This window comes from Thermoproteus thermophilus, from assembly GCF_055392855.1.
This window is the reverse complement of sequence record NZ_AP042466.1, coordinates 799903-823091: the sequence shown is the minus strand read 5'-3', so window position 1 is coordinate 823091 and position 23189 is coordinate 799903. Positions and strand designations below refer to the sequence as shown.

The following is a 23189-nucleotide window of genomic DNA, read 5'->3' as shown; positions in this document are numbered from 1 at the left end:
AGGCGAATTTTCCGATTATCCTGAGATAAGTTTAAATAGATGATTATAGTCGACGCCATGAGCTTAGAGGGGTTCTTCCAGATAAGAGAACGCGGCTCCACCACTAGGAGGGAGATCGTAGCGGGCTTGACGACCTTCTTGGCCATGGCCTATATACTATTCGTAAACCCAGCTATATTGACCGGGGGGTTCAAGTTGGCGCTGAGCCACGCCACGGGCCTCTCCGTATCGCAGCTGGAGGCCTCGCCGACCTATGGGCCGTTAATAGAAAGCGTTAGGCTCGGCTTCACGATAGCCACAGCGTTGGCCGCGGGCTTCGCGACGTTGGTCATGGCGCTTTACGCCAAGTTGCCGTTCGGCCTAGCGCCGGGCATGGGCGAAAACGCCTTCATAGGTTACACGGTAATACCGGCGTTCACATCAGCCGTGCTCTCGAAACAGTTGGCCCCGATCTCCGATGCCCCTCTTCTGGCCATATACTTAGCCCTCATCTCGGTGCTCTTCAACGGGATTCTCTTCTTGATATTCTCAGTGGGCGGCATAAGGGAGTTCATAATAAACTCGGTGCCGGAGTCGATCAAGCTCGGCATCTCGATAGGCATAGGCCTATTCATATCGCTCATCGGCATGGCCGACATGGGCCTAGTCACGGCGGGTACGGGAACGCCCATTACCATAAACTGGTCCGCCTTCTCGACGCTGGGCTTGTACTTGGGCCTAGCCAGCGCCTTGATAGCGGGCGCGTTCCTCTCAAGAGGGATTCCCGGGGCGTTCCTCATAGCGATAATAGCCGCGACTGCGGCGGGCGCCGCCCTAGGCCTCGTGAGCCCGCCGCCGTCTTGGGTTCTGACAACGCCGTCGCTCACCACGTCTATACTCAACGATCTGCCCCGCTCCTTCTACGCCTATTTCGCCCTCTTCGGCTTGGGCTTCCCCATAGCCTTCTCCCTATTTCTAGTGGATTTCTTCGACGGGCTGGGCACGATAACAGGCCTCGCCATGAGGGCCGGGCTGGTCAAGGACGGCAAAATAGTGAACATAAACAAAGCCCTCATCACCGACTCGTTGGCGTCTATAATAGCGCCGTTCTTCGGCACATCCACGACAGTCATATACGTCGAGAGCGCGACTGGGATAGAACAAGGCGGCCACACTGGGCTGACCGCGTTGGTGGTGTCCTTGCTGTTCCTAGCCTCGGCGTCGCTCGCGCCCGTCTTCACGGTAGTGCCCGGCTTCGCCACGGGCGGAGTGTTGGTGTTGGTGGGCCTCTTGTTCTTGAGCTTGGCGGGTAGACTGGCGGTGATGGACGACTATACCGAGACGATACCGGCGTTCCTCACTATAATAGGAATACCGTTCACGTTTAGCATCACTGCTGGGATAGGCCTAGGCTTTATATTCTACTTGCTCATAAAACTGGCGACTGGGAGGTTCGCCGACTTGAAGCCCGGCGTGATAGCAATAGCCGCGTTGTTCGCGATATTCTTTGCCTTGTCGGCTATCGGATTTTAAAAAGGCCCCCTTTTTCGGTGATGTGGGGTGCGCGAGATAACGGGCATAATACTCGCCGGCGGCAAGGGCTCCCGGTTCCGCGACCCCAACAAATGCCTTAGGCCCGTCTGCGGCGTGCCGATGATCTTGAGGGTGGCAGCTGCACTACAGCCGTACGCGAAGAGGCTCGTAGTGGCCACTACTAGGCTCCACGCCCCCACGGCGTGGTTGGCCGAGCTCTGGGGGCTAGAAGTGGCGTACACGGACGGCCTCGGCTACGAGCACGACATAGCGCAGCTCTTGGACTACTTCCCAGCCGTAATAGCCGCTTGCGATATCCCCTTCTTGGCGCCCGAACACGTGGCCGAGCTCTTGTCCAAACAGACGATGACCAGCGTCGTCGGCGCCGGCGGCTATGTGGGACTTACTTGGCTCCCGGGGCGCGACACGTCGTCTTGGGCCGATTTGACGATGCCGGGACTTCGAGACGTGGACTCGAGGGAGGACTGGTTACTCCTCTCTGATTGCGACGAGCCGACCTATCCTCTGATAGTCGATCCGGCTACTCTTAGACCGCACGAAGACGTCGAGTCGGAGCTGGGGCTGGGCCCCAGGGTGAGGCCCCTCGTGGTCGACGCGTGGACTTGCACGGTCTTGGACGGACATCATAGACTCAAGGCGCTGTTGGATCGCGGCGTGCCGGCGCCCGTGGTGCCCATGGACTACTCCCGGATAGACGTCACGGACGGAGCGGGGCGAGAGGTCTCAAAGCTGGAGGTCCTCGCAGCCGCCGCGCGAGGCGTCAAGCTGGGCGTGAGGGCCACGCGGCATTACTATCGCGGCGTGCACGTATCGGCGCTTAGACACATGGAGGTCGACGCAAGCCTCCTCAGCCGCGTCAAGCCCTTGAGGTGCAATCCGCTATAGCTTATATGCGGAATTCGCGGCGTCCACATGCTGTTGGTATATACCGGTGACGGCAAAGGCAAGACGACTGCCGCCCTCGGCCTCTTGTTGCGCGCTTGGGGGCACGACATGAAGGTCCTGGCCGCCTTCTTGATGAAGACGCCGAGATACATGGGCGATCTAACTGGCGAGTACAAGGCGTTGAGAAAGCTCGGCGTAGACGCCCTCTACCTCGAGGACCACAAGACGCCTAGAGATCTCCTTGACGAGGCGTTGTCGAGAGCCCCCGACTACGACCTAGTGATTCTCGACGAGTTCAACTACGCGGTGAGGCAAGGCCCTCTGAAGCCCAGCGATTTCAAGCGCTTAATTGGGCTTAAGGCGAACGTTGTAGTTACGGGCAATTATTATTTCGACGAGATGGCGTTGGCCGATCTAATCTCCGAGGTGAAATCCGTTAAGCACTATTACTCCAAGGGCATCGTGGGCGTTAAGGGGCTCGACTGGTGACAAATGACGCTCTTAGTCCTAGATCTGAGGTCCGAGATGTCGGCCTTCGGCAACGTGGTGGCTGGTGGCGACTTCGAGAGGATAAGGTATGTAGTCTTCAAGCAGGTGGATCGATACGTGGAGGACTTCGACTCCTACGCCTTGGAGCTCTTGGATGCACTGGGGCTTCTGGGCAAAGCGGCTGTCTTCTTCACAGCGGTCGACGTGTTCTCGATCAAGCGCGCCTCGGGGAGGACGGCGGACGTCTACGCCACGATCGGGCTCTCGAATCCTGCATGCATAGGCGCGGAGAAACGCGCCGAAGGCCGCACGATAAACATACTCGTCGTATCTAAAAAGCCTTTGTCCAAGAGAGGGCTCGTGGACCTCTATAGAACTGTCGCCGAGGCGAAAGCGGCCGCGTTGACGGCCAAAGGGCTTTGCGGCAAAAGGCCCGCTCTAGGCACTACCTCGGACGCTATCCTAGTCGTCGCGCCGCCGGGGTCGGAGAACTATGCCGGCATGGCGACCGATTTGGGGTCAGAAATTTCATATTTAATTTATAATTTATTTACTTTAAATGATTAATAATCTATATATAAAAATTTATTCAATTATTTTTAATGAATAAATTTTTATAAAATAATAGGGCTAAAATTTAAAAACTCAAATCGAAATCGGTTCTATGAAACGAGTGGTGATAGTCGGCGGCGGCATCGCAGGCATGGCGGCGGCCAAGACGTTAACAGACGGCAAGATAAACGCCGAGATAATAGTGATATCCCAAAACCCACATTACATCTCGGGGCCGAGTAGGCCGTTGTTGCTCACCAACGAGCAATCCCTGGACAGAATAATCAGAGGCTACGAGGAGGCCATTAGAAGGGGCGTCAAGGTCGTTGTAGGCACCGTGTACTCGGTAGATCCGGCGAACAGGAAGGTCAAATACATAGGAGGATACACTTCCAACGGAGGCCTAGGCGAGTTGACCTACGACTATTTGTTGCTTGCGCCAGGCGTCGTGTTGGATGGCTCTAGCATAACGGGCTACGATAAATATAGACATAACGTCTTGAACGTATACGACCAAGGACGTGTACATCTGTTGAAGAACAAGGTATGGAGCGCCGAGAGGGGGACCGTGGTGGTCTACGCGCCCAAGGCGCTCTATCGATGCGCGCCGGCCCCCGCCGAGACCGCATTGTTAATAGATTCAGTATTGCGCCACAGAGGAGTGCGCGATAAGTTCAAGGTGGTCCACATCGACGCCAACGATAAAACGCAGCCGCCCGTCATCGCAGACGCCGTCTCCCAGATCTACGCCAAGCAAGGGATAGAGCTCGTGACGAATCAGGAGATAGCCGAGATCGGCGAAGGCGAGGTGGTCACGAAGTCCGGCGAGAGGTACAAGTACGACATATTGGCCATGCTGGAGCCCAACAGAGCGCCTAAGTTCGTAGAGGAGGCAGGTCTAGGAAAGGCGTGGATAGACGTGCGGAGCCCGCAAGATCTCAGACACCCCAAGTATGACGACGTGCTAGCCGCTGGAGATGCGGCGGGCCTTCCGTTTCCCAAGAACCAAGAGATCGCGTTTGAAAGCGCCTTGTTCGCCGCCAATAAGATACTGGAGATGGAGGGCTCCTCCTATAGGGCCTCGGTGCAGTACGCGTTCGTCGGCTGGGCCTACGTGGGCAACCCAGAGGGGAGGCTGGAAAGCCTATCGGTGAGGTTCGGCCTAGACTTCACTAGCCAACCGCCCAAGCCCAGCAAGGACCCGGAGCCCAAGAGGGACTACACGTTGGCAAAGGACAATTGGGAACAGAACTACTTAGCGACTCTGTTCGGCTATAGGTAGTCTATTTTTCGACCTTGGAGATCTTCCCCTCTATCGTCAACTCCTCGTCCATACGCCTATCTATTTTTATGATGAAGTCCACCCTCTTGACGCCCATGGCGGTTAGCCTCTCCTCTATTCTCTTGAGCATCTCGGCGAGCTTGGCGTAATCGTCGAGCTCTATATCCGTGAACCCGGCGCCCGTCCTGTACTTCACGCCGAGCTCCTTCAAGACCTCGGTGGCCGCTCTCACGTACGAGGATAAGTGAGTTGACCCAGTTCCTAGAGGAGTCACCGATAGGCTGACCACCATCTTAGCCATGTACTAGATAGACTAGGTATTTTAATCTTCAAAAAACTAGTCTACATGAGCTGGAGGCCTGTCGAGAACGTGGAGAGGGATATGGAGAAGGCCGAGGAGCTATCTGCGCTTTACGGAGGCGTTTCGGTCAAGGGCGGGAACTTAGTCGAGATAAGGACCGGGGTCATCATAGCGGCTAGATACGCGGATAAGCTCCGCAGAGCGGCCTTCGCTGCGTTTAAGAACGTGTTGAAACAAGAGGAGATACTCAGAGCGGTATCCGAGCTAAACAAATCCCTCTACGACAAGCTGATAGAGATGGGGGTGGAGAAGCTGGACATCATCAGGATAACAGTCGAGGCGAGGGTTCAAGACGGCAAGTTAATATTCGGCGAGCCTCTCATAGAGCGCTTCGTGCCCGCCGAGAGGATGGCGGAGTTGGAGGCCCGGCTTAACGAGTGCAGGAACAGACTACAAGAGCTCGGCCGCAAGATCGAGGACATCTTGAAGGCAATTCAGTGACATTTTTTAACAGCCTCCTTAAAATCCCTCGCCAAGCTCGGGCCCCTCATGAGGGCAGTGCCGATCAACACGCCCCTAGCTCCTTTCCTACACGCGGCGACGACTTGTTCCGGCTTGTTCACGCCGCTTTCTATTATGAACTCGGCCTTGCCCGCTACCGCGTCGGCTATCCTTAACGCCTTCTCGAAGGAGACCTCGAGCGTGTTGAGGTCGCGCGAGTTCACGCCTATGAGGTAGTCCCCGGATTCGGCCACCTCCACGGCGCCCTCTAGATCGCCTACCTCTATCAGAGGGGTCAGCCCCATCCTCTCGGCATACTCGGCGAGCTCCAACGTCCCGCCTCCGGCGAACTCGCGGATTATGAGCACGGCATCGGCGCCGTAGCCGAACAACGCATCTATCTGTTCCTTGTATAGGACGAAGTCCTTGGCCAACACTGGCCTATACCTCTTGGCCAGAGGTATAAAGCGCGGGTCCCCGAGGAACCAGAACGGCTCTGTCAAGACGGAGAAGGCCTCGACGTATTGTGAGAGCTCCTCGAAGTACCTCCACGGGGGCAGATCCACTCTGATGAGACCGCTGGGCGAGCTGCGTTTATACTCTGCTATTATGCCGAAGTCCCCGAGCGCGTCTCTGAAGTCGACTAGGGGGACCTCTCTAGGAGGCGCCTTCTCGATCCTATACCTCAAGGCTGCCTCTATCTCCTTCAAGAAGCTCATAGCTTATCCAAGAAGTTCTTGAGTATCCTCTTCCCCAACTCGGTCCCTATAGATTCGGGGTGGAACTGCACCCCGAACACGGCATACTCGACGTGGCGTACGCCCATGATCTCGCCGTCGTCGAGCGAAATCGCCTCGACTATTAGCGACGATGGGACCTCGTCGATTACTAGGCTGTGATACCTCATAGCCTTGAACACCTCGGGCACGCCGGAGTAGAGAGGGCCTCCCATGTGCCTTATATAGCTCGTCTTTCCGTGTTTTATCGTCTTGGCGTGCCTCACCTTAGCGCCGAAGACGGACCCGATTATTTGGTGGCCCAGACATATGCCCAATATGGGGACCTTGGGCGCCATGCGCTTGACTACCTCTCTCGATACGCCCACGTCGCGGGGGTTCTCGGGATGTCCCGGCCCCGGCGATACTATTATTCTATCGGGCCTTATCCTCTCGATGGCTGCCGGCGTTATCTCGTCGTTTCTCACTACTAGAGGCCTCGAGCCTAGCTCGCCGACGTATTGGGCTATGTTGTATGTGAACGAGTCGTAGTTGTCTATAATAAGTGTCAAGTCCATAGCGCCTTGAGATGGGCCAACTTGTACTCGGTCTCCTTATACTCCCTCTCCGGCGTCGAGTCGTACACGACGCCGGCCCCTGCTTGTATCCTCGCCTCCTCGCCCCTCACGATCAAGGTCCTGATAATTATGGCCAACTCCCCGCCCCTGGGGCTCAAGAAGCCGAAACCGCCGGCGTAGGGTCCCCTGGGCAGATCCTCCAACTTGCCTATTATTTCCATAGCCCTGACCTTCGGCGCGCCTGACACCGTGCCGGCCGGGTGCAACGCCCATATGGCGTCTATCACATTGTATCTGGGATCCAGCACGCCCACGACCCTCGACACTATGTGTTGTACGTGGCTATATTTCTCGACGGCCATGAGGTCTTGAACCCTGACGGTCCCGAAACGGCTCACCTTGCCCACGTCGTTTCGCGCCAGGTCCACCAACATCATGTGCTCCGCCAGCTCTTTCTCGTCCGAGAGCATATCGTCCTCGAGCCTTAAGTCCTCTCGCCCATCGGCGCCCCTCGGCCGAGTGCCGGCTATTGGGTGCGTCTCCACTATCTCCCCGTCGACCTTCACGAGCAACTCAGGCGACGTGCCCACGAGCGCCACGTCGTCGTATTTGAAGAAGAACATATACGGCGATGGGTTTATGGAGACTAGCCTCTCGTACAGCTCGAACAAATCGCCGCGCAGCTCGAAGACCTCGCGCCTAGACAAGACCACTTGGAATATCTCCCCGTCCCTTATTCGCCTCAAGGCCTCCGACACTATAGACTTGAAGAAATCGCCGTCGGTCTTGTAGAGGACTTTGCCCAACTCGGGCCGCCTAGTTGGGCCGACATGGGCTATTCTGGGGACTTCCCCGAACACGTAAGCTCTTCCGAGCAGATTATCGTATATCACGACGTTCTCGGGCACGACGAAGAGCGCTCTGGGGAAATCCTCGCTCTTCATGTATTTAGAGAGCGTCGGCTCTATCTCGAGCACTACGTCGTAGCTTATGAGGCCTATGGCCATCTCCCCGCCGAAGGGGCCGCCGAAGGGCTCAAGGCTTTTATGTAGTCCTAATAGCTCATCGTAAGTGTTAGCGGCGACCTTCACTAGCCTTTTCACGCCCCACGCCACCGCGGTGTATCTGGATCTATCGGGAAAACCAGCCCCCGATTCCAACAACGCGATGAAGTCCTCGCCGGATCTATAGAGGCCGGCGGCCAATGCTCTAGGACTCGGCAGCTCCGAGATGGGGATCTTTACCACCCCGAAGTCATTACCTACAAAAAATCGCCCCTTAATTACTTTTATGCCTGTGATATACGCCACGACCGCCGGAGGGAAAGAGGTAATTGCGGCCAGGGACCTCTGCGATTGTCTCTACGGCCAAGGCGATACGTCGGCCGAGTGCAAGCCGTTAGCTCCGGGGGCCTTCATGGCGCAGTTCGCGGACGGCTCGGTTTTGGAGAAATGCCTCTCGATGAAGTACTTCAAGTCATTAATAAAGAGAGTCGAGATATACGACTACGTGCTAAGCGGGCCGCCACCTCAAGGACGTTATTCTAAGATCAAGAAGATAGGCGAATATATATTTATAAAATTATAGGTTTATATATATATAGATTTTCAAGCCATTGTCCTTAAATATCAACTGCATATCGGGCACCTCCCAGTAGTAGGACACCACGACCGCATCTCTCCTGAGCTCTTTATTGAACTTCCTCGCGAGCTTTCTATTGACCGAGGGATATTGGAATATATATACTACGTCAGCGTCGTTGAGCGGGATCTTGAACATATCCCCCAACACAACGCGGCACTTAGGGCATCTGAGCTTACATATCAAAGCCCTTATCGGGTCTATCTCGACGCCCACCGCACGCGCCCCCATCTTATATGCGAGGGCCAGCACTGAGCCGTAGCCGCAGCCCAGCTCGTAGAACGTCTTGCCCTCTAGGCCCAACGCCTCGAACGCCCGCTTAGCGGCCCTAAGGCTGGAGGTGCCGTAGCCTGCACCTTTGCCTATTATATGAGGCCATAACAAGTGCAAGGATACTACGAACGCCGCTATTAGGGCCACTAGGTAGAACATTTCTTGACCACCAAGAGACCGTCTCTGTAGTTCACCACCAGGACCTCGTCGCCGACCTCGGCCTCGCAGCCATCGCAAAGGACTCTCCAATATACTCCTCCCAGTTTCACGAGCCCCGTGGGCGCCAACTTCTCCACAACCACCGCCCTCTCGCCTATAGGTGTCGGTTGTCTGGGCTCCGGCGGCTTGAACCTAGCCCCCGAGTACAAGACGTAGGCGTAGACGCCTATGAGGAAGACGGCTGGCGGGACGCCCAGAGCCGAGGGGACCACGCCGGCTAACGTCAGTGCGAGCGACAACGCGGCTAAGGCCAAGAGGAAGGCCGAGGCGATGTGCATCATGTTAGTCTGCTCAAGGAGTATTTAGTTATGAGCCAAGGATCATAATCGCCCTCAGGATAGAAGGGCTTGCCTCCGGGCAGTCGGCCCAGCTCCTCAAGGACCTCGTCCCTAGCCCCATATACGGCCACTACGGCCTCCTTGAGCCCCACGGGAGAGGTCGCCTTGATCGCGTTGTTTATGTTATCGCTCCTGGTCAAGTACATCAACGCGGATATGCGCTCGTCCCGGGCAGGCCCCTTGAGCGCATGGGCATACGCCATAGCTTGGAGTAAATACCGCCAGTCTTTAACCGCGTCGGGCCTCACGGCTATTACCATGGCGCGACGCCTTAATAGCGTCAAGGCCTCCTTGTCTAAAGGCCTCTCGAACCCGACGAGAAGAGCGGCGAAGCAGAAATCGCCTCCGCACTTCATATCACGCCCTCAGCTCCTGCTTAAAAGGATAGAGTGAATCTAAAGTTTCAGTTTAGTAGTTCTATAAAGCGTAGTAGTTGTCTGAAATTTTTATTAACCCCGGCGCTTTGAGTTATTGATGAAGATTATAATCAGAAGCGAGGCCTTTAGCCCCGACTTCATACCGCCGTCGTTGCCTCACAGGGACGAGCAATTGAGACAACTAACTGCCTACATGCGCGGCTTCATCGATGCACCAGGCAGCTTCTACCCCCGCTCGATTCTCATCGGCAGGCAAGGCTCCGGCAAGACCGTGACGCTTAGGGCGTTCGGAAGCTCCGTCAAGCCCCCTATAAGATTCGCCTATGTCAGCTGTTTTATAAACCGCACGTTCACGGCTATAGTAAACAGCCTCGCGCAACAACTCAGAATAGCGGTGCCCAAACGCGGCTTGTCCAGGGACGAGCTGGTGAACGTGTTCTTGGAGCAAATGCGCGAGAAGGACATCTACGCGATAATAGCTCTAGACGACGTGTTCAACCTAACGCCAGACGCCGTATCGGTCTTTATCAGGATGGGGCTGGAGACCGACAAGCTGGGAGCCCACCGTATCGGATTGGTGTTAGTGAGCCACACGGCGGATTTCATAGACGCCTTGGATCCTTCAACGCGCGGCATCTTGGGAAAGCCCATAATCCGCTTCCCGCCCTACTCCCGGGACCAGATACTCGACATATTAAAGCAGAGGGCGGAGATAGCCCTGGCGCCTGGCTCATACGACGAGGACGTCCTCTCGATGATAGCGGATATAACGGGCGCAGACGGCGAGGCGGCCAACCGCGGCGATGCCCGCGTGGCTTTGGACATACTTTACAGAGCCGCGAATAACGCCGAGAGCGATGGGGCGAGCAGGATCACGCCTGAACACGTCCGCCGAGCTAGCAAGGAAGTCCTGGTGGGGATCTCCTCGGATATATTAAGAGGACTTCCACTACACGCGAAACTCCTCCTATTGGCCATAATAAGGTCTTTAAAATCGGGTGGATCCTACGTGACCTTCGGCGAAGTCGAGGATATGTACGAGATAATATGTGAGGAATACGGGCAAAAGCCGAGGACCCACAGCCAGCTCTGGGCGTATTTGGGGGAGCTGAAGAACAAGGGAATTATAGAGACTCGCCTCAACAAGAAAGGGGAAGGCCTTCGCGGAAGGACCACGCTCATATCGATAGCCACAGAGCCTCTGGAGACCTTAGAAAAGGCCGTCATGTCGATGGCCGTCGAGGAGCTGAGGTGATGGATATAGACTTCGTGCTCGGCGCTAAGGCGCGCGTGAGGATAATAAGGGAGTTGTATAAGGTATCCGAGATAAACACGACGGATCTAGCGCGTCGGTTGGGTATAAACTACGGGCTACTCGAGGAACACATAAGGGTCTTGAAGGAGGCGGGAATCGTGGAGGAGCACAGGATAGGCAGAATAAGGCTCGTCTCGTTGAGGAAGGAGCCGAGGATTCTAGAATTGGCGAGGATCCTCTCGGAGCTGGCTGCTAGATAACGCTCTTTATATCGGCAGGCGAGATGGACAGATATCTGCCCAGCTTCTCCAGAATTCTCTCGTCCCTCTTGGCGAGGAAGGACAACACGTGGAGCAACTCTGAGGATATGTAACTGCTAGACGCGTGGAGCTCTTGAGATAAATATTGTACAATCAACTCCCTCCTCTTTCTGGACTCCCGCGAACGAGCCAATAGGAGTATGCGTTGCGGGAATTGATATTTGAAGAACCTAGGAAGACGGGGCTTTCCGGGCACTAGCGCTATGCCGGCCAACAACATCTCGGTCATATAGGGCATGAGCTCCCATTCGCCGGATTTCTTGATCCTGGAGAGTATGATATCGGCCTTGCTCAGCCTATCTAAGGCCGCGGCCGCTACTGAGGGGTCCTTGTAAACGCGCGGGACGTTCTCCGAGGCCCACGCAAAGAATTGCTCCCAGTCGAAGGACGGCGTAAAGGATATCGATCTGGCCTCGTCGAACCAACTAGCTCTAAACACCCTGTCTAGTATTTCGAACATGGATAGCTGGGGATTACGCTCGCCGACCCTCTTTATGTCGTCGATCGTCAAAACATTCTTACCCCCCGCGAACAGCTGGAGATCGTTTATGGTGGCCCTTAAATCGCCCTCAGACGCCCGGGCCAATGCCCGCAGTGCGTCCTCCTCGCATTTGATCCTCTCCGCGTTGCATATCCTCCTGAGCACCTCAACTACGTCCTCCTCGTTCAGCCTCCTCAGATTGACGACCAAGCTTATGTCCCTCAGCGGACGAAGCCTCTGATCCCACGGGTTATTCGCGGTCATGACTATCGGCACTCTGGCGGCCTCTATGAGGTCCACGATAGAGTCGAGTCCTCCTAAGTCCTCCTTCGGATTCAAGCCGTCCACTTCGTCGAATAGGACCAATCTACCCGCGTAACCGAACAAGGAGCCCTCCCTAAGTCCCTTGCCTATGACCTCCTTTATTCTCTCCGACGTCCTCACATCGCTTGCGTTTAGCTCTATGAGCTCGTAGTTTATCTCGTTGGCCAATGCGTGGACTAAAGTCGTCTTCCCGACGCCCGGAGGGCCCGCCAACAAGACGGCCTTAGCCTCGGAAATTTGTTTGTCCTTGCTCTTGGCCCATGTCCTACAGAACTGCTCGGGCGCGCGGAACCGGGCGCAGATCCACGAGGCCAGCGCGTACTTAGCCTCCTCTTGGTTTACGACCTCCTTGAACGATCGTGGTCTGTACTTCTCGACCCAAGGTAGCATTACTTCCTCTTGGCGGAGGCCTTGCTCCTAGACCCTATCGCGGCGAGCTTGACGAGCATATAGGTCAATTGGAGCTCCTCGTCGGCCCCCTCCGCTAACCTGTAATCGACATCGGATAACAACTCGGCCACTGTGACCTTGGTCTCGTCGTCAAGCTGAAGCCGCGGGAGTTCCCTCTGGAGGGCTTTCAAGAAATCCACGCCCGCTATGCCCTTTATGAACATGAGATCCCTCAGCTTATCCCTGGCCTTCTCCACGTCGCCGGAAAGCGCCGTGTTGAACACCTCCAGGACCTCGCTCGGCCGCGCAGCGGAGGCCACAGCTGCCACGCCCTCCCTATCGACTCTACGCGTCGCGGTAGCGGCCATCTGGAGTAGATTTATAGCCCTCCTCATATCGCCTTGCGAGATCTCGTATATCGCATCTATCCCGTCCTCGGTCAACTCAATGCCCTCCCTCTTGGCTATGTACGTGAGTCTACTCGCCACGAGCCCCTTCGGCATAGGCGGAAATCTAAAGACCGCACACCTCGAGAGTATGGGATCGATTATCCTGGAAACGTAGTTCGCCAACAGTATAAACCTCGTGGTGCCCGCGTACATCTCCATTATCCTCCTCAAGGCTTGTTGCGCATCGCTGGTCATGTTGTCGGCCTCGTCCAGTATGACCAGCTTGAACGGCGCCTTGCCCACGGGCGCCGTCCTCGCGAACTCCTTCACCCTCTCCCTTATCACCCCTATGCCCCTCTCGTCCGAGGCGTTGAGCTCCAAGGTGTTCTCGCGCCAAGAATCGCCGTAGAGCTCCCTGGCGAGGACCAAGGCCATGGTGGTCTTGCCCGTGCCGGGAGGGCCGTAGAAGAGCAGATGGGGCATATTGCCGGCCTTGGCGAACTCCTTGAGCCTGGCCTTGACCTCCTCCAAGTCCACCACCTCGTCGAAGGAGCGAGGCCTGTACTTCTCGAACCAGAAGAGCTCCCCGATAGCCATGGAGGTTAATATAGCTCGTTAATAAATCGAGAGACTCGGCGTACTGTATTACCTAGAAGCGGCGGCTATACGCTCCAGCTCGTCCTTGCGTCTGATCGCGTAGCTCCTCGGGTCGCTGGAGGCGGCGGCTATTATCTCATCGGCCAAACACTCCTCGATAGGCCTCGGGTTATTGAAGGAGCACGCGCGCGCCCCCTCGGCCATCCAGTGTATTGCCAAATCCAGCCTACGTTGCGGTGATACGTCAACAGAGACCGAGTAGGCTATACCGCCCATGATAATACGCGTTATCTCCTCGCGAGGGGCCGCATTTATTATAGCATCCACATAAACCTGGAGCGGGTTCTTGCCCGTTTTGTAGTATATGATTTCGAAAGCCCTCTTAACTATATTATAGGCTTTATGCTTCTTCCCTGCATTGCGGCCGGGCCTCATCATGAGGTTTATGAGCCTCTCTACGATGGGGATCTGGGTTTTGCCGAAGCGGCGATTCTGGAACCTCCCCTCGGTGTGCGGAAGATATACGGGTTTGAGGCATATATACCGCCTAAGCCCAAGGTCGCGGACCACCACGTCCTCGTAAGACCACTTGCCGAAGAGCAGTATCGAGTTTTCGTTGTAAGTTCTTATCGCTCGAGGACACTCCTCGATTATTGGAACGTCTTCGACATATTCCACCCTCGCGCCTTTTGGCAACTGCTCGCCGAACACGGACGGCGAAGACATAGGGGCAGTGGTGAGACCACAATATAAATGTTTAAGGGGGAAGGAAAAAGGGAGTTGGATATCCCTTATTTCTTCTTGCCGATCAGCCTCCAGACCTTTATGCCGGTATACGGCGAGGTGGCCACGGCGAATATCATGGGGCCGCGGGCGGTGTTCTTCTCGACGGTCTCGTACTTGTCCGTCTCGAACGCTTGTTTGGCCTTTATGTCGTAGAACTTCAGTTTCTGCGGCATGATGTTACAAAATTAGATATTTATAAGCTTTTCGTGAAAAATAGAATGCTGGATATAATTTACCATGAATATTAGATATATTATAAAAAGAATAACCTCTGATTTTTCTTTAAATAATTCATATAAATATATCGAGGAATTACAGAAAAGCGAAAATTTCAATAAATTTTTGGATAGGCCTTATATCTACTTATTATATTCTCGCGATATCTCGGCCACCACCTAGGCGCCTCGCCCTCAGCCACGTATTCGATCATCTCAAGTTCGCCCTAATCTCTTCGATTTTTGCACCCCTCCGACGTTCAACGCGCAATCTGTCCCGCCGTGATGTACACATCCTCTGCGAACTCCACTCCCTCGAGCATCCCTTGTCTTAACGCTAACTCCACTCCGACGATCTTAACAACGTCGAGCCGGCTTTCCGCCCCCATTACTCCCTTCACCCCTCTGCTATTTTGACGCCACTCCTAAACTCTGACGTTGCGCCTAAGGCGTTTAGCATCGCCGCGTTTCGAGAAAGTTGAAACCTCGTGGAGCGCAAGGGTATAGCCGCGCGGTTGTAGGTCGTTGTTAGGCTCGAGGAAGGCAATAAGGCCATGGGATCGAGGAAAGCCGCTACGCCGAATTCGAAGACGCAGAGGGAAGAGGCCGAGACGCAGGCGTAAACTTCCTCCGCCTCGCGATACGGTTAGGATTGCCGCCGATGAAGTGGGCGGTCCCAAGTGTCGTCGCAAACCCCCTCTAGGCACGACTTGAAACTCCATATCTGGCTGAAAGTGCTACGTACGAAGCCAACTTGCGGTATATATTCAGCATTTCATCGGAGACCTCTAGCCGAATCGGCCGTTGTTAAACATACAAGTCCCTGGGGACAACTCCAGTCAAGGGATACTGGACTGTCTTGGGTGTTGCAGCGGGCTCGGCCAGCTTCTTGGTTTCGTGCAACGCCTTAAACCGTGAAGCGAGCCCTCAGAAAACGCCGCTTCGGCCGTAGGTAGGTGAGGGGAGGGCGCCCATCGCATAGCTCCTGGCTCCGAGCCCCAAGAGTTGGCGGCCTTGCAAGGCTAAAAACGGGCTTCGCCCCTCGCTATGTGCTCCCTTAAAGCGCTTGCGAGCAACTTGGCGACTCTGAGGGGCTCCGGCTTTTTGCCGTATTTTCTCGTAAGCAGCGCAGCCTTGAAGGCATCTTTGGGGGAAAGCCCCCATGCCCTTACGTACACACGTCCGCCGTCCGGATAGACGAATTCAATAGGCTTGCCCAACTTCGAGATATATTCCCATCTATTTCGCCAGTCCGGAAATAACTTACTTATAGCAGCCTTGACGTCGCCCTCGGGCCTTTCGAATATATAACACGCGGTGGGCAACCCGGCGTTTATCCATATGCTCTCTCCATCTATCCAGTTATAGTATGAAACTATACAGCCGTCTAACATAACCATGTGAACGTCAGGCCTCTTGAGCTTTCTGATAATAGACAAGGTCGCATCTGTGCCGTCCGTGCCGCCGAGAGTGGCGTTGCCGTAGGCCACGGCCTCCATGTATCCGTCGCGCCGCATGAGCACGCCCGCGTAGACGGAGCGCCCATCGGCCAACTTAAAGCTTTCTGCTATTCCCACGACTCTGAAGTTCTTCTGCAGCCAGCTCATCTCAGATATACTCTAAACACGTCGTCAACTCTCCTTATAGCTCTCCTCGTGCACATGAGGGCGCATGCCCCACAACCGACGCATGAGCTAAGCAAGACTGGGACTCCGTCCCTCCCAAGCACCAGCGAATCGCAGCCGGTTATGAAACAATCGCCGCATTTATCGCAGAGATCCGGCTCCACGACATATTGCCCCATAAACAACGATTTGCTGTACCCGACGTATTTCTTAGTTAGTAGCTCACAAGGATCGCCCTCTGAGCTTAGGTCGATTAGATGTCCACCCATATCGATTAAGGACTTATCGGCTTTTTTGGATATGACTATGACGGGACCCGCCTTATAGCCGCCTTTTAGGATGCCCTTGGCTATAGCAGTCGACGGTATCGGGTGAGTAGCCACTGAGATCACGTCGGTCAATATCCTGGGCATTGCGTAGGTGGGGAGCACCTGGAAATCGCGGGCCTCTTGGGTCGGGGCTGTCGGGCATATGTCGGATACGATAATGGGCGTATCCATACGCAACTTGAACATATTGTACAAACAAGCGAAAAGAGGGAGGTACGCCTTGTCGGGGGAAAACTCCATACAATTTATCCAACGATTCGGCTTGAGGTAGTTCTTGTTGAAAGTGGAGACTCTGAAGGGCCTAGCTGGGGGCACCTCGCCCTCGTAGCCCACGGGCATCTGCGCGCTCTCGGATAGATCTATTGCGGCCTCCACGTCGTCCAGACAAGGCAATCCTTCAGGGCACGGCGATAGGAGCAAAGCCCCCCATACGCCTATCCTCTTCACCGCATATATCCATTCCCTATCGAAATCGCCTATGGCCAACGCCCTCCTAAACGTTATAGAGAGCCCATAGGCAATGCCCAACGCCTCTAAATCGCCGAACTCCTCTCCCCTTATTATGAACTCTATCACGGCCTAATCAGCCTAAGCCGAAGCGCCACTTTCTTAAGCGCCTCTTTCTCTCTGGGAAAATCGTCGAGGGGCCTCGGCCCATTCTCCTTGACCCATAGACAGTTTTCCGAGAGGTAAATATTACTGCTCTTTAAATCAAGCACTAAGGGAAACATCTTACACGCAAGGGGCTTCTTATCGTGGATAGTACATTTCCTGCTCTTTTTATCAAAAAAAGGACACCATCCTCTCAACACCCATCTATATATCCTTACGCCGTTGAACTCGCCCAACTCGCGGAACTCGAGCGCAAGGCCCCTCCTCGAGGCCTCCTCCCTCAGCTTGATCAATTCGTCGTAGAACACGGTCGGGTTTTGATCCTCGGATTCGAAATAACAACAATCCGCCGGACACCCCACTGGGCACTCGAAGGACACTTGCGGACGCTCGTGATCGGTTTAAAACTAATTCCTGCATCCAAAAGCTCGGGCGAGAAAGGAGCTACGCCATTCACTCCTCGATAGAACATAGATATAAGTAAAATAAAATATCTATATAAGTAAATAAGCTTATATCAAGGCTCTATCATATAGGCAAGGATTTTTTCTACATTCTTGGAGTGATATAATTAATTTTTAAGTTTTGTAATCTCTCATTACCAAGAGAAAAATAACTTTCTAATTATTTGGAGAAAACTTTAAATCTAAGAAAAAACACGTAAGACATGTCGAAGAAGAAAGAGGAGAAGAAGAAAGAAGAGAAGAAGTAACACGGCGCCTCGCGTAAATTACAAGTCTTCTTTTCCTCCACCGCCAATTTTTATAAATGGGCCTCCATCCCTCACACATGCCCAAGGTCATCGACATCGGCAGAATAGTGGTCAAGGTCCTGGGCAGAGAAGCGGGCAGAAAAGCCGTCGTGATAGACATCGTCGACGACAATTACGTGGTCATAACCGGCCCGAAGAGCCTCACAGGGGTTAGGAGGAGGAGGGTCAACGTGAACCACATAGAGCCGACCGACAAGAAAATAGACGTCAAGCGCGGGGCCGGCGATGATGAGGTCCTCAAGGCCATAGAGGCCGCCGGCTTGAGCCAGTACATGAAGGAGAGGGTGAAACCAAAATTCGAGGGGGTTCTATCGGAGCTTTGATGTGTCTGTTTGTAGCAGAGATATTTACGTAAAAGTTCCGAACGAGACGACGAATCCCGAATGGGGCCGCTCGCCGCATGAGAGGCCGGTCGAGGAGCACATAAGGTATTCCTTCGTGGTTTTGGATAAGCCCAGAGGCCCCTCCAGCCACGAAGTTGTGGCTTGGCTCAAGAGAATACTAGGCGTTGAGGTGGCAGGGCACTCGGGCACGCTGGACCCCAACGTCTCGGGGGTCTTGCCCGTGGCGGTGGCCGAGGGCACCAAGGCGCTTATGGCCTTGTCCAGGGCCGATAAGGTATACATAGCAGTGGCTAAATTCCACGGCGACGTGGACGAGGAGAGGCTTAGGTCCGTGCTGGCGCAGTTCACTGGCGAGATATACCAGAGACCCCCCTTGAGATCCGCCGTTAAGAGGCAACTGCGCACGAGGCGCGTGTACTCCCTGGAGCTACTGGAGCTAGACGGAAGATACGCCGTTTTGAAAATGCACGTCGAGGCCGGCACCTACGCCAGGAAGTTAATACACGATATAGGCGAAGTGTTGGGAGTGAGCGCCAATATGAGGGAGCTCAGGAGGATCGCTGTTGCGTGTTTCGATGAGAGGGAGGCAGTCACTCTACAGGACGTAGCCGATGCTGTATATATATGGAGAAAATACGGAGACGACACGACGTTGAGGCAAGTAATGAGGCCCATAGAGGAGATAGCCAGGGGGATTGTGAAGATATGGATCAAGGACGGGGCGGTCGACGCGATATGTCACGGAGCCCCGCTCGCGGCTCCCGGCGTCGTCAAGTTCGAGACTCCGTTTAACAAGGGCGATATAATAGCCTACTTCACGCTGAAGAACGAGCTAGTGGCTCTCGGCAAGGCCTTGGTGTCCAGCGATGAGCTGAGGGACATGAACAAGGGCCTAGTGGCCCGGACGGACAGAGTCTTGATGAAGTCGGGCACATATCCCGCTGCCTGGAAAGAGAAAAAACGTTTAAACAAGAAGAGTGACGAAGAACGTGGACATACCGGTTAGACGTTTAGTTATAGATGCTGCTATACCGACCAAGGACATCTCCATAGTCGACGTGGCTAGATCCCTCTATGGAGTGCAAGGAGTCAAGGCCGTCAGAGTAACCGTCGACGACGTAGACGTGGACGTGCTTGGCTTGATGATAGTCGTGGAGGGCGAGGGCATTGACGTAGATGAAATACAAGAGGCCATAGAGAAAGTAGGAGGCGTTATCCACTCGCTCGACGAGGTAGTTGTAGGCGACTACATCCCCTGTATGCAAGAGGGCGCAGAATGAGATACCTGGTCCTAGGACTCCTCGACGGCATAATCACAGCCGTAGGCCTCACTTCTGGCATAATGCTGAAAGGAGGCGAGATAAGCCTATACGACGCGGCGTCTATAGCCGTGGTGGTGGCCGGGATAAACGCGCTTACTAGCTTCGTCGCTGAGTATTCGCACCAAAGGGCCTCCCTTAGGGATCTGGAGTACAAGATATCTCTGAGATCCACGGGCAGGATCCTCAAGACGTTGGTCCATAAAAGGGCCTTGATTAGCTCGTTGCGCTCATCGTTTATAATGTTCATCTCGTCCTTAATCGGCGCCTTCTCGATTCTAATTCCGACGTCTATAAAAGCCGTGTTTGGGCTATACGCTTTGGCTGCAGTTGTCTTGGCAACGTCCTTTGCGCTATCTAAAACGCCGGTTGACTTCGGCGAATGGCTCCTCATGATCGGTCTATCGGCCTTATTAGGACTCGCCGTAGGCTTGTTGTTCCCGCTCGGCGTGTAGTATTTTAAACAAACAAGGGGGTTTGGCCATGTCGACGCTACCGATCGAGTACGTTAGAATGAGCCGCATGTTCCGGGAGGTCATCGAGGACAAGGAGATAATATCTTTCGAGGTCCCCATGCATAAGTTCTTCGCGAGGAACGAGTTATTGTACCTCTCCGCAGTGCTCGAGTACGATATCAGAAAACTCGAGAACATGGTCTCCGATATGAAGTACGGAAGAGTTGCCGTCGAGAAGATGTGGGCCATACGCCTAGACGCGGACATGTTCAGGGAGTCCAAAAAGGTCCTGCTCCCCGATTTGTCGTCCAACCAGATAGACGGAAACGTGGAGGAGGTGGAGGGCGGCCATATAGTGAACATCCACGTGAATGGGCTGAAGGACTTGGTCCGTGTAGCCGTCTTCAATAAACAGAGCTACAAGGACATCGTGATAGTGAGGCGAAGCCCGTTGCCCGCCCTGGTCAGATACGCAGCGTTTATATGACTACCAACTCTACCTCTACGCTTCTGCCTACAGAGATAAGGCCGAGCGGCAGCTTGAGCCTCCCCGCGCCCCCCTCTTCGGTCCTTATGACTATGCCCTCTCCGAGTATATGTTCGACAGCCTCACGAAACTCGGCACGCACGGCCACGGCCCTGATACGCGTCCTCGCCTCGTCGAGTAGTCTTGAATAAATTCTGGGATATTGGGCCAAGAGCTCCCCATCGTCGAGTATCGCAAAGTCGTAGTCCCGACGCGCGGGGTGGCCGACTAGTTCGGAGTGTTTTTCTCCATATCTATCAACATACTCCTCGACGCCCCAGTTGTACTTCACCCATTCCAGCTTGATGTAGAGCGGGTTCAAGCCGGCCCTATATAACGATAAGGCCAGCGCCCTTAACAAGGGCGTTTTGCCCCGCCCGCCTAGAACGTATACCAATCTACCCGCCAATACGTTGGACATGGCCAGCGCGAGCTCGGGCGAGCTCAAGGGGAGGCTCTCTATTGGCAACTCCTCGCCGAGCATATGACAAGGCGACCTTTAGCTAATTAGGGCTTTAAACGAAATTATCCAATTCGTCTAAGTATACTTCTCTCTTTCTTTTTATTGAAATTTCAGCAGCATCGGAGAGCTTTATAGAATATATTATATCTTCGCTGGGGACTATGTAGCCGCCCTTGCCCGCGACTGCCTTGAGGAACTCCCTGTCTTGAACAAAAAGCGGCTCCTCGCCCGTCAGCCTCGGGCTCCATACAGCGTCGCGCCCGAAAAACGTAAGCGAGTCGGTCGAGAAGTCCACGTGGGCCATGCCGTCAGTGCCGACGACCTCGAACCTCCTGAACTTATAAGAGGGGGTCCAACTAGATTCATAAAACGAGGAGAATTTATCGCCTCTCGTGAATATCTGGGCGTGCGCCACGTAGCCGCCCTCCAATAGACCATAGGCGGAGACCGAGAAGGCCTTATTGCCGGTGACGTAGAGGGTTAGATCGAAGTCATGTAAGGCCAAGTCCTTGATCACGCCGACGTCCCCCACGCGCTGGGGCCTCGGCGACGTGCGCCGGCTATACACGGATACCACGTCGCCTAGTTTATGCAAGCCCTCCTTGAGGTATCTAACTGCTGGGTGGAAACGGAGCACGTAGCCAGTGGTAACGACGACTCCGCGCGATTTATCGAGGAGCTCTATGGTCTGTACATAGTTCTCCGCGAACGGCTTTTCCACCAACAACGAGATTCCGGCGGATAGCAAGAGCGAGGCGTGTTCGTAGTGCATCTTAGTGGGAGTGGCGATCACGGCTGCATCGACGTTGGCCTTGATGACGTCCTCGATGGACCTCAACGGCTTTGCGCCGTATACCTTCTCGGCCCATTTGAGCCTCCCCTCATCTATATCGACAGCGTAGAGCTCATCGACGAGGCCCTCCGTCGATAAAAGCTTGAAGACCCTTACGTGGTTCTTCCCCCACCCTCCGATGCCTACAACGGCTACTCTCAACATCGCATACGCCTTTATCCAATTATTTATAGATCTTGGCTTGGGGGAAGCGGCGGGGTATCTCCTCGGCTAAATACGAGTAAAGCCTCTGCACAAGCCCCCGGGCCTCATCGCAAGTCTCGGCGCTGCCGTAGATGTGTATCTCCTCCAAGGGAGCTCCCGTCTCATGGCCTTTGGGGTGGCTCTTGACGTAGGCTCTCTCGTCTATCCTCATGGCCTCCTTTATTAACGGCGATAAGTCGGCCTCCGGCACGCCCAACACGTAGAATGAATCCTCGGCGAAGCATAGGCGAGGCCCCCTTTCCCTCAATAATGGCTCCACTTGCTCCTCGAAGATGGCCTCCATCTCTCTGGGAACACCGGGAAGAATTACCACTATTTTGCTATTATACTCGAACCATATGCCAGGAGCTACGCCGACTGAATTATACAACGGCCTAGCGCCTTTGGGTATATACGCCATTTTGAGGCGTTCGGGAGTCGCCGAGTAGCCCCTCTGTCTGTACTTCTCGAGCACCCACTCCCTCGCGGTCTCGTCCAACACGGCCTCGACGCCTAATGCCTTGGCGACGGCGAAGTTCGTTATGTCGTCGGGCGTTGGGCCGAGACCTCCCGTGGAGATCACCAAGTCGGCCCTCGATAAGGCCTCCTTGAAGGCGGCCACGATACAGTCCTCCTCGTCGGGCACAACCAAGATCCTCCTCACTAGATACCCCAGATAGGTCAGCTTACGGGCTAGCCATGCTGCGTTCGTGTTAACGACTCTCCCTATCAACAACTCGTTGCCTATGGATACTATCCAGGCTATATGCACTATCCTAGACTTCGGCCTATTTTTAAAGTGAATACGAGATGACATGGAGTTCCCGGACGTGGAGCTGGAAGCCCACACGGGGGAGCGCATAAGCCCAAGCCGTTACGAGAGAGCGATCGTTTACTTCTTCCCAAAGGCGTTTACCTCCGGTTGCACTAGAGAGGCCATTAGGTTCAACGAGCTCTACGACGAATTCAAGGCACTGGGGTTTGAGATCTTCGGCGTGTCCGTCGACGGCGTCGAGACGCTCAAGAAATTCGCCGAGAAGTACGGGCTCAAGTTCAAGCTGCTTAGCGATAAGGGTGGAGGATTAGCCAAAAGGCTCGGCATATTGAGGCCCTCGGGGACCGCGGAGAGGGTCACGTATGTCCTTAGATCCGGCTCCGTAGTCGAGCTGATAAGAGGCCTCAAGAGCGCGGACCAACACGCCGATAAAGCTTTAGAGGCGGCGAGGAGGCTCTAGGAGATGATGTTACCACGCAGGCCCGAGATCG

General features: G+C 54.6%; 33 protein-coding genes. 15 read left to right on the top strand and 18 right to left on the bottom strand.

The features are described from left to right. Positions 1 to 57: 57 nt before the first annotated feature. The 5 genes from ACZ5PA_RS04955 to ACZ5PA_RS04935 all read left to right on the top strand — a co-directional run bounded on the left by ACZ5PA_RS04955 (position 58) and on the right by ACZ5PA_RS04935 (position 4741). On the top strand, positions 58 to 1512 hold the full coding sequence (locus tag ACZ5PA_RS04955; protein ID WP_464931168.1) for an NCS2 family permease: 1455 nt from the start codon (positions 58 to 60) through the stop codon (positions 1510 to 1512). Positions 1513 to 1539: 27 nt separating this feature from the next. After that, a complete protein-coding gene (locus ACZ5PA_RS04950) occupies positions 1540 to 2418 on the top strand; it encodes an NTP transferase domain-containing protein (protein WP_464931167.1) in 879 nt (292 codons plus the stop codon). A 27-nt stretch (positions 2419 to 2445) separates the two neighbouring features. Further along, positions 2446 to 2907 (top strand): cob(I)yrinic acid a,c-diamide adenosyltransferase, encoded by a 462-nt coding sequence (locus ACZ5PA_RS04945; protein WP_464931166.1) that lies wholly within the window; start codon positions 2446 to 2448, stop codon positions 2905 to 2907. A 3-nt stretch (positions 2908 to 2910) separates the two neighbouring features. Further along, positions 2911 to 3474 (top strand): adenosylcobinamide amidohydrolase, encoded by a 564-nt coding sequence (locus tag ACZ5PA_RS04940; RefSeq protein ID WP_464931165.1) that lies wholly within the window; start codon positions 2911 to 2913, stop codon positions 3472 to 3474. Between the two features lie 97 nt (positions 3475 to 3571). Continuing rightward, positions 3572 to 4741, top strand: a complete 1170-nt coding sequence (locus tag ACZ5PA_RS04935) for an FAD-dependent oxidoreductase (RefSeq protein WP_464931164.1) — start codon at positions 3572 to 3574, stop codon at positions 4739 to 4741. Position 4742: 1 nt separating this feature from the next. Here the strand turns inward: ACZ5PA_RS04935 and ACZ5PA_RS04930 are convergent, their stop codons facing one another. Further along, on the bottom strand, positions 4743 to 5042 hold the full coding sequence (locus tag ACZ5PA_RS04930; RefSeq protein WP_464931163.1) for an MTH1187 family thiamine-binding protein: 300 nt from the start codon (positions 5040 to 5042) through the stop codon (positions 4743 to 4745). A 45-nt stretch (positions 5043 to 5087) separates the two neighbouring features. Between ACZ5PA_RS04930 and ACZ5PA_RS04925 the strand changes: the two genes are divergently transcribed. After that, the gene (locus ACZ5PA_RS04925) at positions 5088 to 5543 is read left to right on the top strand and encodes a single- stranded DNA-binding family protein (RefSeq protein WP_464931162.1); all 456 of its coding nucleotides are present in this window, start codon (positions 5088 to 5090) and stop codon (positions 5541 to 5543) included. On the opposite strand, the gene ACZ5PA_RS04920 is transcribed toward ACZ5PA_RS04925, so the two are convergent. From ACZ5PA_RS04920 to ACZ5PA_RS04910, 3 genes are read right to left on the bottom strand one after another with little or no spacing between them, the layout of a single operon-like run. Continuing rightward, a complete protein-coding gene (locus ACZ5PA_RS04920; protein WP_464931161.1) occupies positions 5537 to 6262 on the bottom strand; it encodes an indole-3-glycerol-phosphate synthase in 726 nt (241 codons plus the stop codon). The two genes, ACZ5PA_RS04925 and ACZ5PA_RS04920, sit on opposite strands and share 7 nt — an antisense overlap. Beyond that, the gene (locus tag ACZ5PA_RS04915) at positions 6259 to 6837 is read right to left on the bottom strand and encodes an anthranilate synthase component II (RefSeq protein WP_464931160.1); all 579 of its coding nucleotides are present in this window, start codon (positions 6835 to 6837) and stop codon (positions 6259 to 6261) included. The genes ACZ5PA_RS04920 and ACZ5PA_RS04915 overlap by 4 nt, the downstream gene beginning before the upstream one ends. After that, a complete protein-coding gene (locus ACZ5PA_RS04910) occupies positions 6828 to 8084 on the bottom strand; it encodes a chorismate-binding protein (RefSeq protein ID WP_464931159.1) in 1257 nt (418 codons plus the stop codon). The genes ACZ5PA_RS04915 and ACZ5PA_RS04910 overlap by 10 nt, the downstream gene beginning before the upstream one ends. Positions 8085 to 8127: 43 nt before the next feature. Between ACZ5PA_RS04910 and ACZ5PA_RS04905 the strand changes: the two genes are divergently transcribed. Next, positions 8128 to 8424 (top strand): DUF3195 domain-containing protein, encoded by a 297-nt coding sequence (locus tag ACZ5PA_RS04905; protein ID WP_464931158.1) that lies wholly within the window; start codon positions 8128 to 8130, stop codon positions 8422 to 8424. On the opposite strand, the gene ACZ5PA_RS04900 is transcribed toward ACZ5PA_RS04905, so the two are convergent. Genes ACZ5PA_RS04900 through ACZ5PA_RS04890 form a run of 3 tightly spaced genes read right to left on the bottom strand, consistent with a single transcriptional unit; the run spans position 8419 to position 9664 of the window. After that, positions 8419 to 8910 (bottom strand): methyltransferase domain-containing protein, encoded by a 492-nt coding sequence (locus tag ACZ5PA_RS04900; protein ID WP_464931157.1) that lies wholly within the window; start codon positions 8908 to 8910, stop codon positions 8419 to 8421. The two genes, ACZ5PA_RS04905 and ACZ5PA_RS04900, sit on opposite strands and share 6 nt — an antisense overlap. Continuing rightward, on the bottom strand, positions 8898 to 9251 hold the full coding sequence (locus ACZ5PA_RS04895; RefSeq protein WP_464931156.1) for an NfeD family protein: 354 nt from the start codon (positions 9249 to 9251) through the stop codon (positions 8898 to 8900). Before ACZ5PA_RS04895 ends, ACZ5PA_RS04900 begins: the two co-directional genes overlap by 13 nt. Continuing rightward, entirely contained in the window at positions 9248 to 9664 is a 417-nt protein-coding gene (locus ACZ5PA_RS04890) for a hypothetical protein (RefSeq protein WP_464931155.1), read from the bottom strand. Before ACZ5PA_RS04890 ends, ACZ5PA_RS04895 begins: the two co-directional genes overlap by 4 nt. Positions 9665 to 9782: 118 nt before the next feature. Here ACZ5PA_RS04890 and ACZ5PA_RS04885 point away from each other — a divergent pair, with 118 nt between their 5' ends. Both ACZ5PA_RS04885 and ACZ5PA_RS04880 read left to right on the top strand, forming a co-directional pair. Next, on the top strand, positions 9783 to 10940 hold the full coding sequence (locus ACZ5PA_RS04885) for an ORC1-type DNA replication protein (RefSeq protein ID WP_464931154.1): 1158 nt from the start codon (positions 9783 to 9785) through the stop codon (positions 10938 to 10940). Continuing rightward, positions 10940 to 11200: an ArsR/SmtB family transcription factor gene (locus tag ACZ5PA_RS04880; protein ID WP_464931153.1), complete on the top strand. Its 261-nt coding sequence runs from the start codon at positions 10940 to 10942 to the stop codon at positions 11198 to 11200. The genes ACZ5PA_RS04885 and ACZ5PA_RS04880 overlap by 1 nt, the downstream gene beginning before the upstream one ends. Here the strand turns inward: ACZ5PA_RS04880 and ACZ5PA_RS04875 are convergent. The 8 genes from ACZ5PA_RS04875 to ACZ5PA_RS04840 all read right to left on the bottom strand — a co-directional run bounded on the left by ACZ5PA_RS04875 (position 11193) and on the right by ACZ5PA_RS04840 (position 17388). After that, positions 11193 to 12455: a replication factor C large subunit gene (locus tag ACZ5PA_RS04875; RefSeq protein WP_464931152.1), complete on the bottom strand. Its 1263-nt coding sequence runs from the start codon at positions 12453 to 12455 to the stop codon at positions 11193 to 11195. The two genes, ACZ5PA_RS04880 and ACZ5PA_RS04875, sit on opposite strands and share 8 nt — an antisense overlap. Continuing rightward, entirely contained in the window at positions 12455 to 13435 is a 981-nt protein-coding gene (locus ACZ5PA_RS04870) for a replication factor C small subunit (RefSeq protein ID WP_464931221.1), read from the bottom strand. The genes ACZ5PA_RS04875 and ACZ5PA_RS04870 overlap by 1 nt, the downstream gene beginning before the upstream one ends. A gap of 54 nt (positions 13436 to 13489) precedes the next feature. Then, positions 13490 to 14167, bottom strand: a complete 678-nt coding sequence (locus tag ACZ5PA_RS04865; RefSeq protein WP_464931151.1) for a 30S ribosomal protein S7 — start codon at positions 14165 to 14167, stop codon at positions 13490 to 13492. A gap of 65 nt (positions 14168 to 14232) precedes the next feature. After that, complete coding sequence (gene cc1 / locus ACZ5PA_RS04860) at positions 14233 to 14400, bottom strand: DNA-binding protein CC1 (RefSeq protein WP_013680911.1); 168 nt, start codon at positions 14398 to 14400, stop codon at positions 14233 to 14235. A gap of 302 nt (positions 14401 to 14702) precedes the next feature. Then, on the bottom strand, positions 14703 to 14831 hold the full coding sequence (locus tag ACZ5PA_RS04855) for a hypothetical protein (RefSeq protein ID WP_464931150.1): 129 nt from the start codon (positions 14829 to 14831) through the stop codon (positions 14703 to 14705). A 633-nt stretch (positions 14832 to 15464) separates the two neighbouring features. Further along, a complete protein-coding gene (locus ACZ5PA_RS04850; RefSeq protein WP_464931149.1) occupies positions 15465 to 16049 on the bottom strand; it encodes an endonuclease dU in 585 nt (194 codons plus the stop codon). Then, the gene (locus ACZ5PA_RS04845) at positions 16046 to 16972 is read right to left on the bottom strand and encodes a 4Fe-4S ferredoxin (protein WP_464931148.1); all 927 of its coding nucleotides are present in this window, start codon (positions 16970 to 16972) and stop codon (positions 16046 to 16048) included. Before ACZ5PA_RS04845 ends, ACZ5PA_RS04850 begins: the two co-directional genes overlap by 4 nt. Then, on the bottom strand, positions 16969 to 17388 hold the full coding sequence (locus ACZ5PA_RS04840; protein ID WP_464931147.1) for a YkgJ family cysteine cluster protein: 420 nt from the start codon (positions 17386 to 17388) through the stop codon (positions 16969 to 16971). The genes ACZ5PA_RS04845 and ACZ5PA_RS04840 overlap by 4 nt, the downstream gene beginning before the upstream one ends. A 409-nt stretch (positions 17389 to 17797) precedes the next feature. Here ACZ5PA_RS04840 and ACZ5PA_RS04835 point away from each other — a divergent pair, with 409 nt between their 5' ends. The 5 genes from ACZ5PA_RS04835 to ACZ5PA_RS04815 are packed head-to-tail and all read left to right on the top strand — an operon-like array spanning position 17798 to position 20385. Beyond that, the gene (locus ACZ5PA_RS04835; RefSeq protein ID WP_464931146.1) at positions 17798 to 18103 is read left to right on the top strand and encodes a 50S ribosomal protein L14e; all 306 of its coding nucleotides are present in this window, start codon (positions 17798 to 17800) and stop codon (positions 18101 to 18103) included. A gap of 1 nt (position 18104) precedes the next feature. Then, positions 18105 to 19130: an RNA-guided pseudouridylation complex pseudouridine synthase subunit Cbf5 gene (locus tag ACZ5PA_RS04830; RefSeq protein ID WP_464931145.1), complete on the top strand. Its 1026-nt coding sequence runs from the start codon at positions 18105 to 18107 to the stop codon at positions 19128 to 19130. Then, complete coding sequence (locus tag ACZ5PA_RS04825) at positions 19114 to 19404, top strand: DUF211 domain-containing protein (protein WP_464931144.1); 291 nt, start codon at positions 19114 to 19116, stop codon at positions 19402 to 19404. Before ACZ5PA_RS04830 ends, ACZ5PA_RS04825 begins: the two co-directional genes overlap by 17 nt. Next, positions 19401 to 19898, top strand: a complete 498-nt coding sequence (locus ACZ5PA_RS04820; RefSeq protein WP_464931143.1) for a hypothetical protein — start codon at positions 19401 to 19403, stop codon at positions 19896 to 19898. The genes ACZ5PA_RS04825 and ACZ5PA_RS04820 overlap by 4 nt, the downstream gene beginning before the upstream one ends. Before the next feature lie 28 nt (positions 19899 to 19926). Continuing rightward, positions 19927 to 20385, top strand: a complete 459-nt coding sequence (locus ACZ5PA_RS04815; RefSeq protein ID WP_464931142.1) for a hypothetical protein — start codon at positions 19927 to 19929, stop codon at positions 20383 to 20385. Here the strand turns inward: ACZ5PA_RS04815 and ACZ5PA_RS04810 are convergent. The 3 genes from ACZ5PA_RS04810 to ACZ5PA_RS04800 are packed head-to-tail and all read right to left on the bottom strand — an operon-like array spanning position 20378 to position 22740. Continuing rightward, entirely contained in the window at positions 20378 to 20908 is a 531-nt protein-coding gene (locus ACZ5PA_RS04810) for an AAA family ATPase (RefSeq protein ID WP_464931141.1), read from the bottom strand. The two genes, ACZ5PA_RS04815 and ACZ5PA_RS04810, sit on opposite strands and share 8 nt — an antisense overlap. Before the next feature lie 31 nt (positions 20909 to 20939). Then, positions 20940 to 21884 (bottom strand): Gfo/Idh/MocA family protein, encoded by a 945-nt coding sequence (locus ACZ5PA_RS04805; protein ID WP_464931140.1) that lies wholly within the window; start codon positions 21882 to 21884, stop codon positions 20940 to 20942. Between the two features lie 19 nt (positions 21885 to 21903). Further along, on the bottom strand, positions 21904 to 22740 hold the full coding sequence (locus ACZ5PA_RS04800; protein ID WP_464931139.1) for a nicotinamide mononucleotide deamidase-related protein: 837 nt from the start codon (positions 22738 to 22740) through the stop codon (positions 21904 to 21906). Here ACZ5PA_RS04800 and ACZ5PA_RS04795 point away from each other — a divergent pair. Beyond that, complete coding sequence (locus tag ACZ5PA_RS04795) at positions 22739 to 23158, top strand: peroxiredoxin (protein WP_464931138.1); 420 nt, start codon at positions 22739 to 22741, stop codon at positions 23156 to 23158. The two genes, ACZ5PA_RS04800 and ACZ5PA_RS04795, sit on opposite strands and share 2 nt — an antisense overlap. Positions 23159 to 23189: the final 31 nt, after the last annotated feature.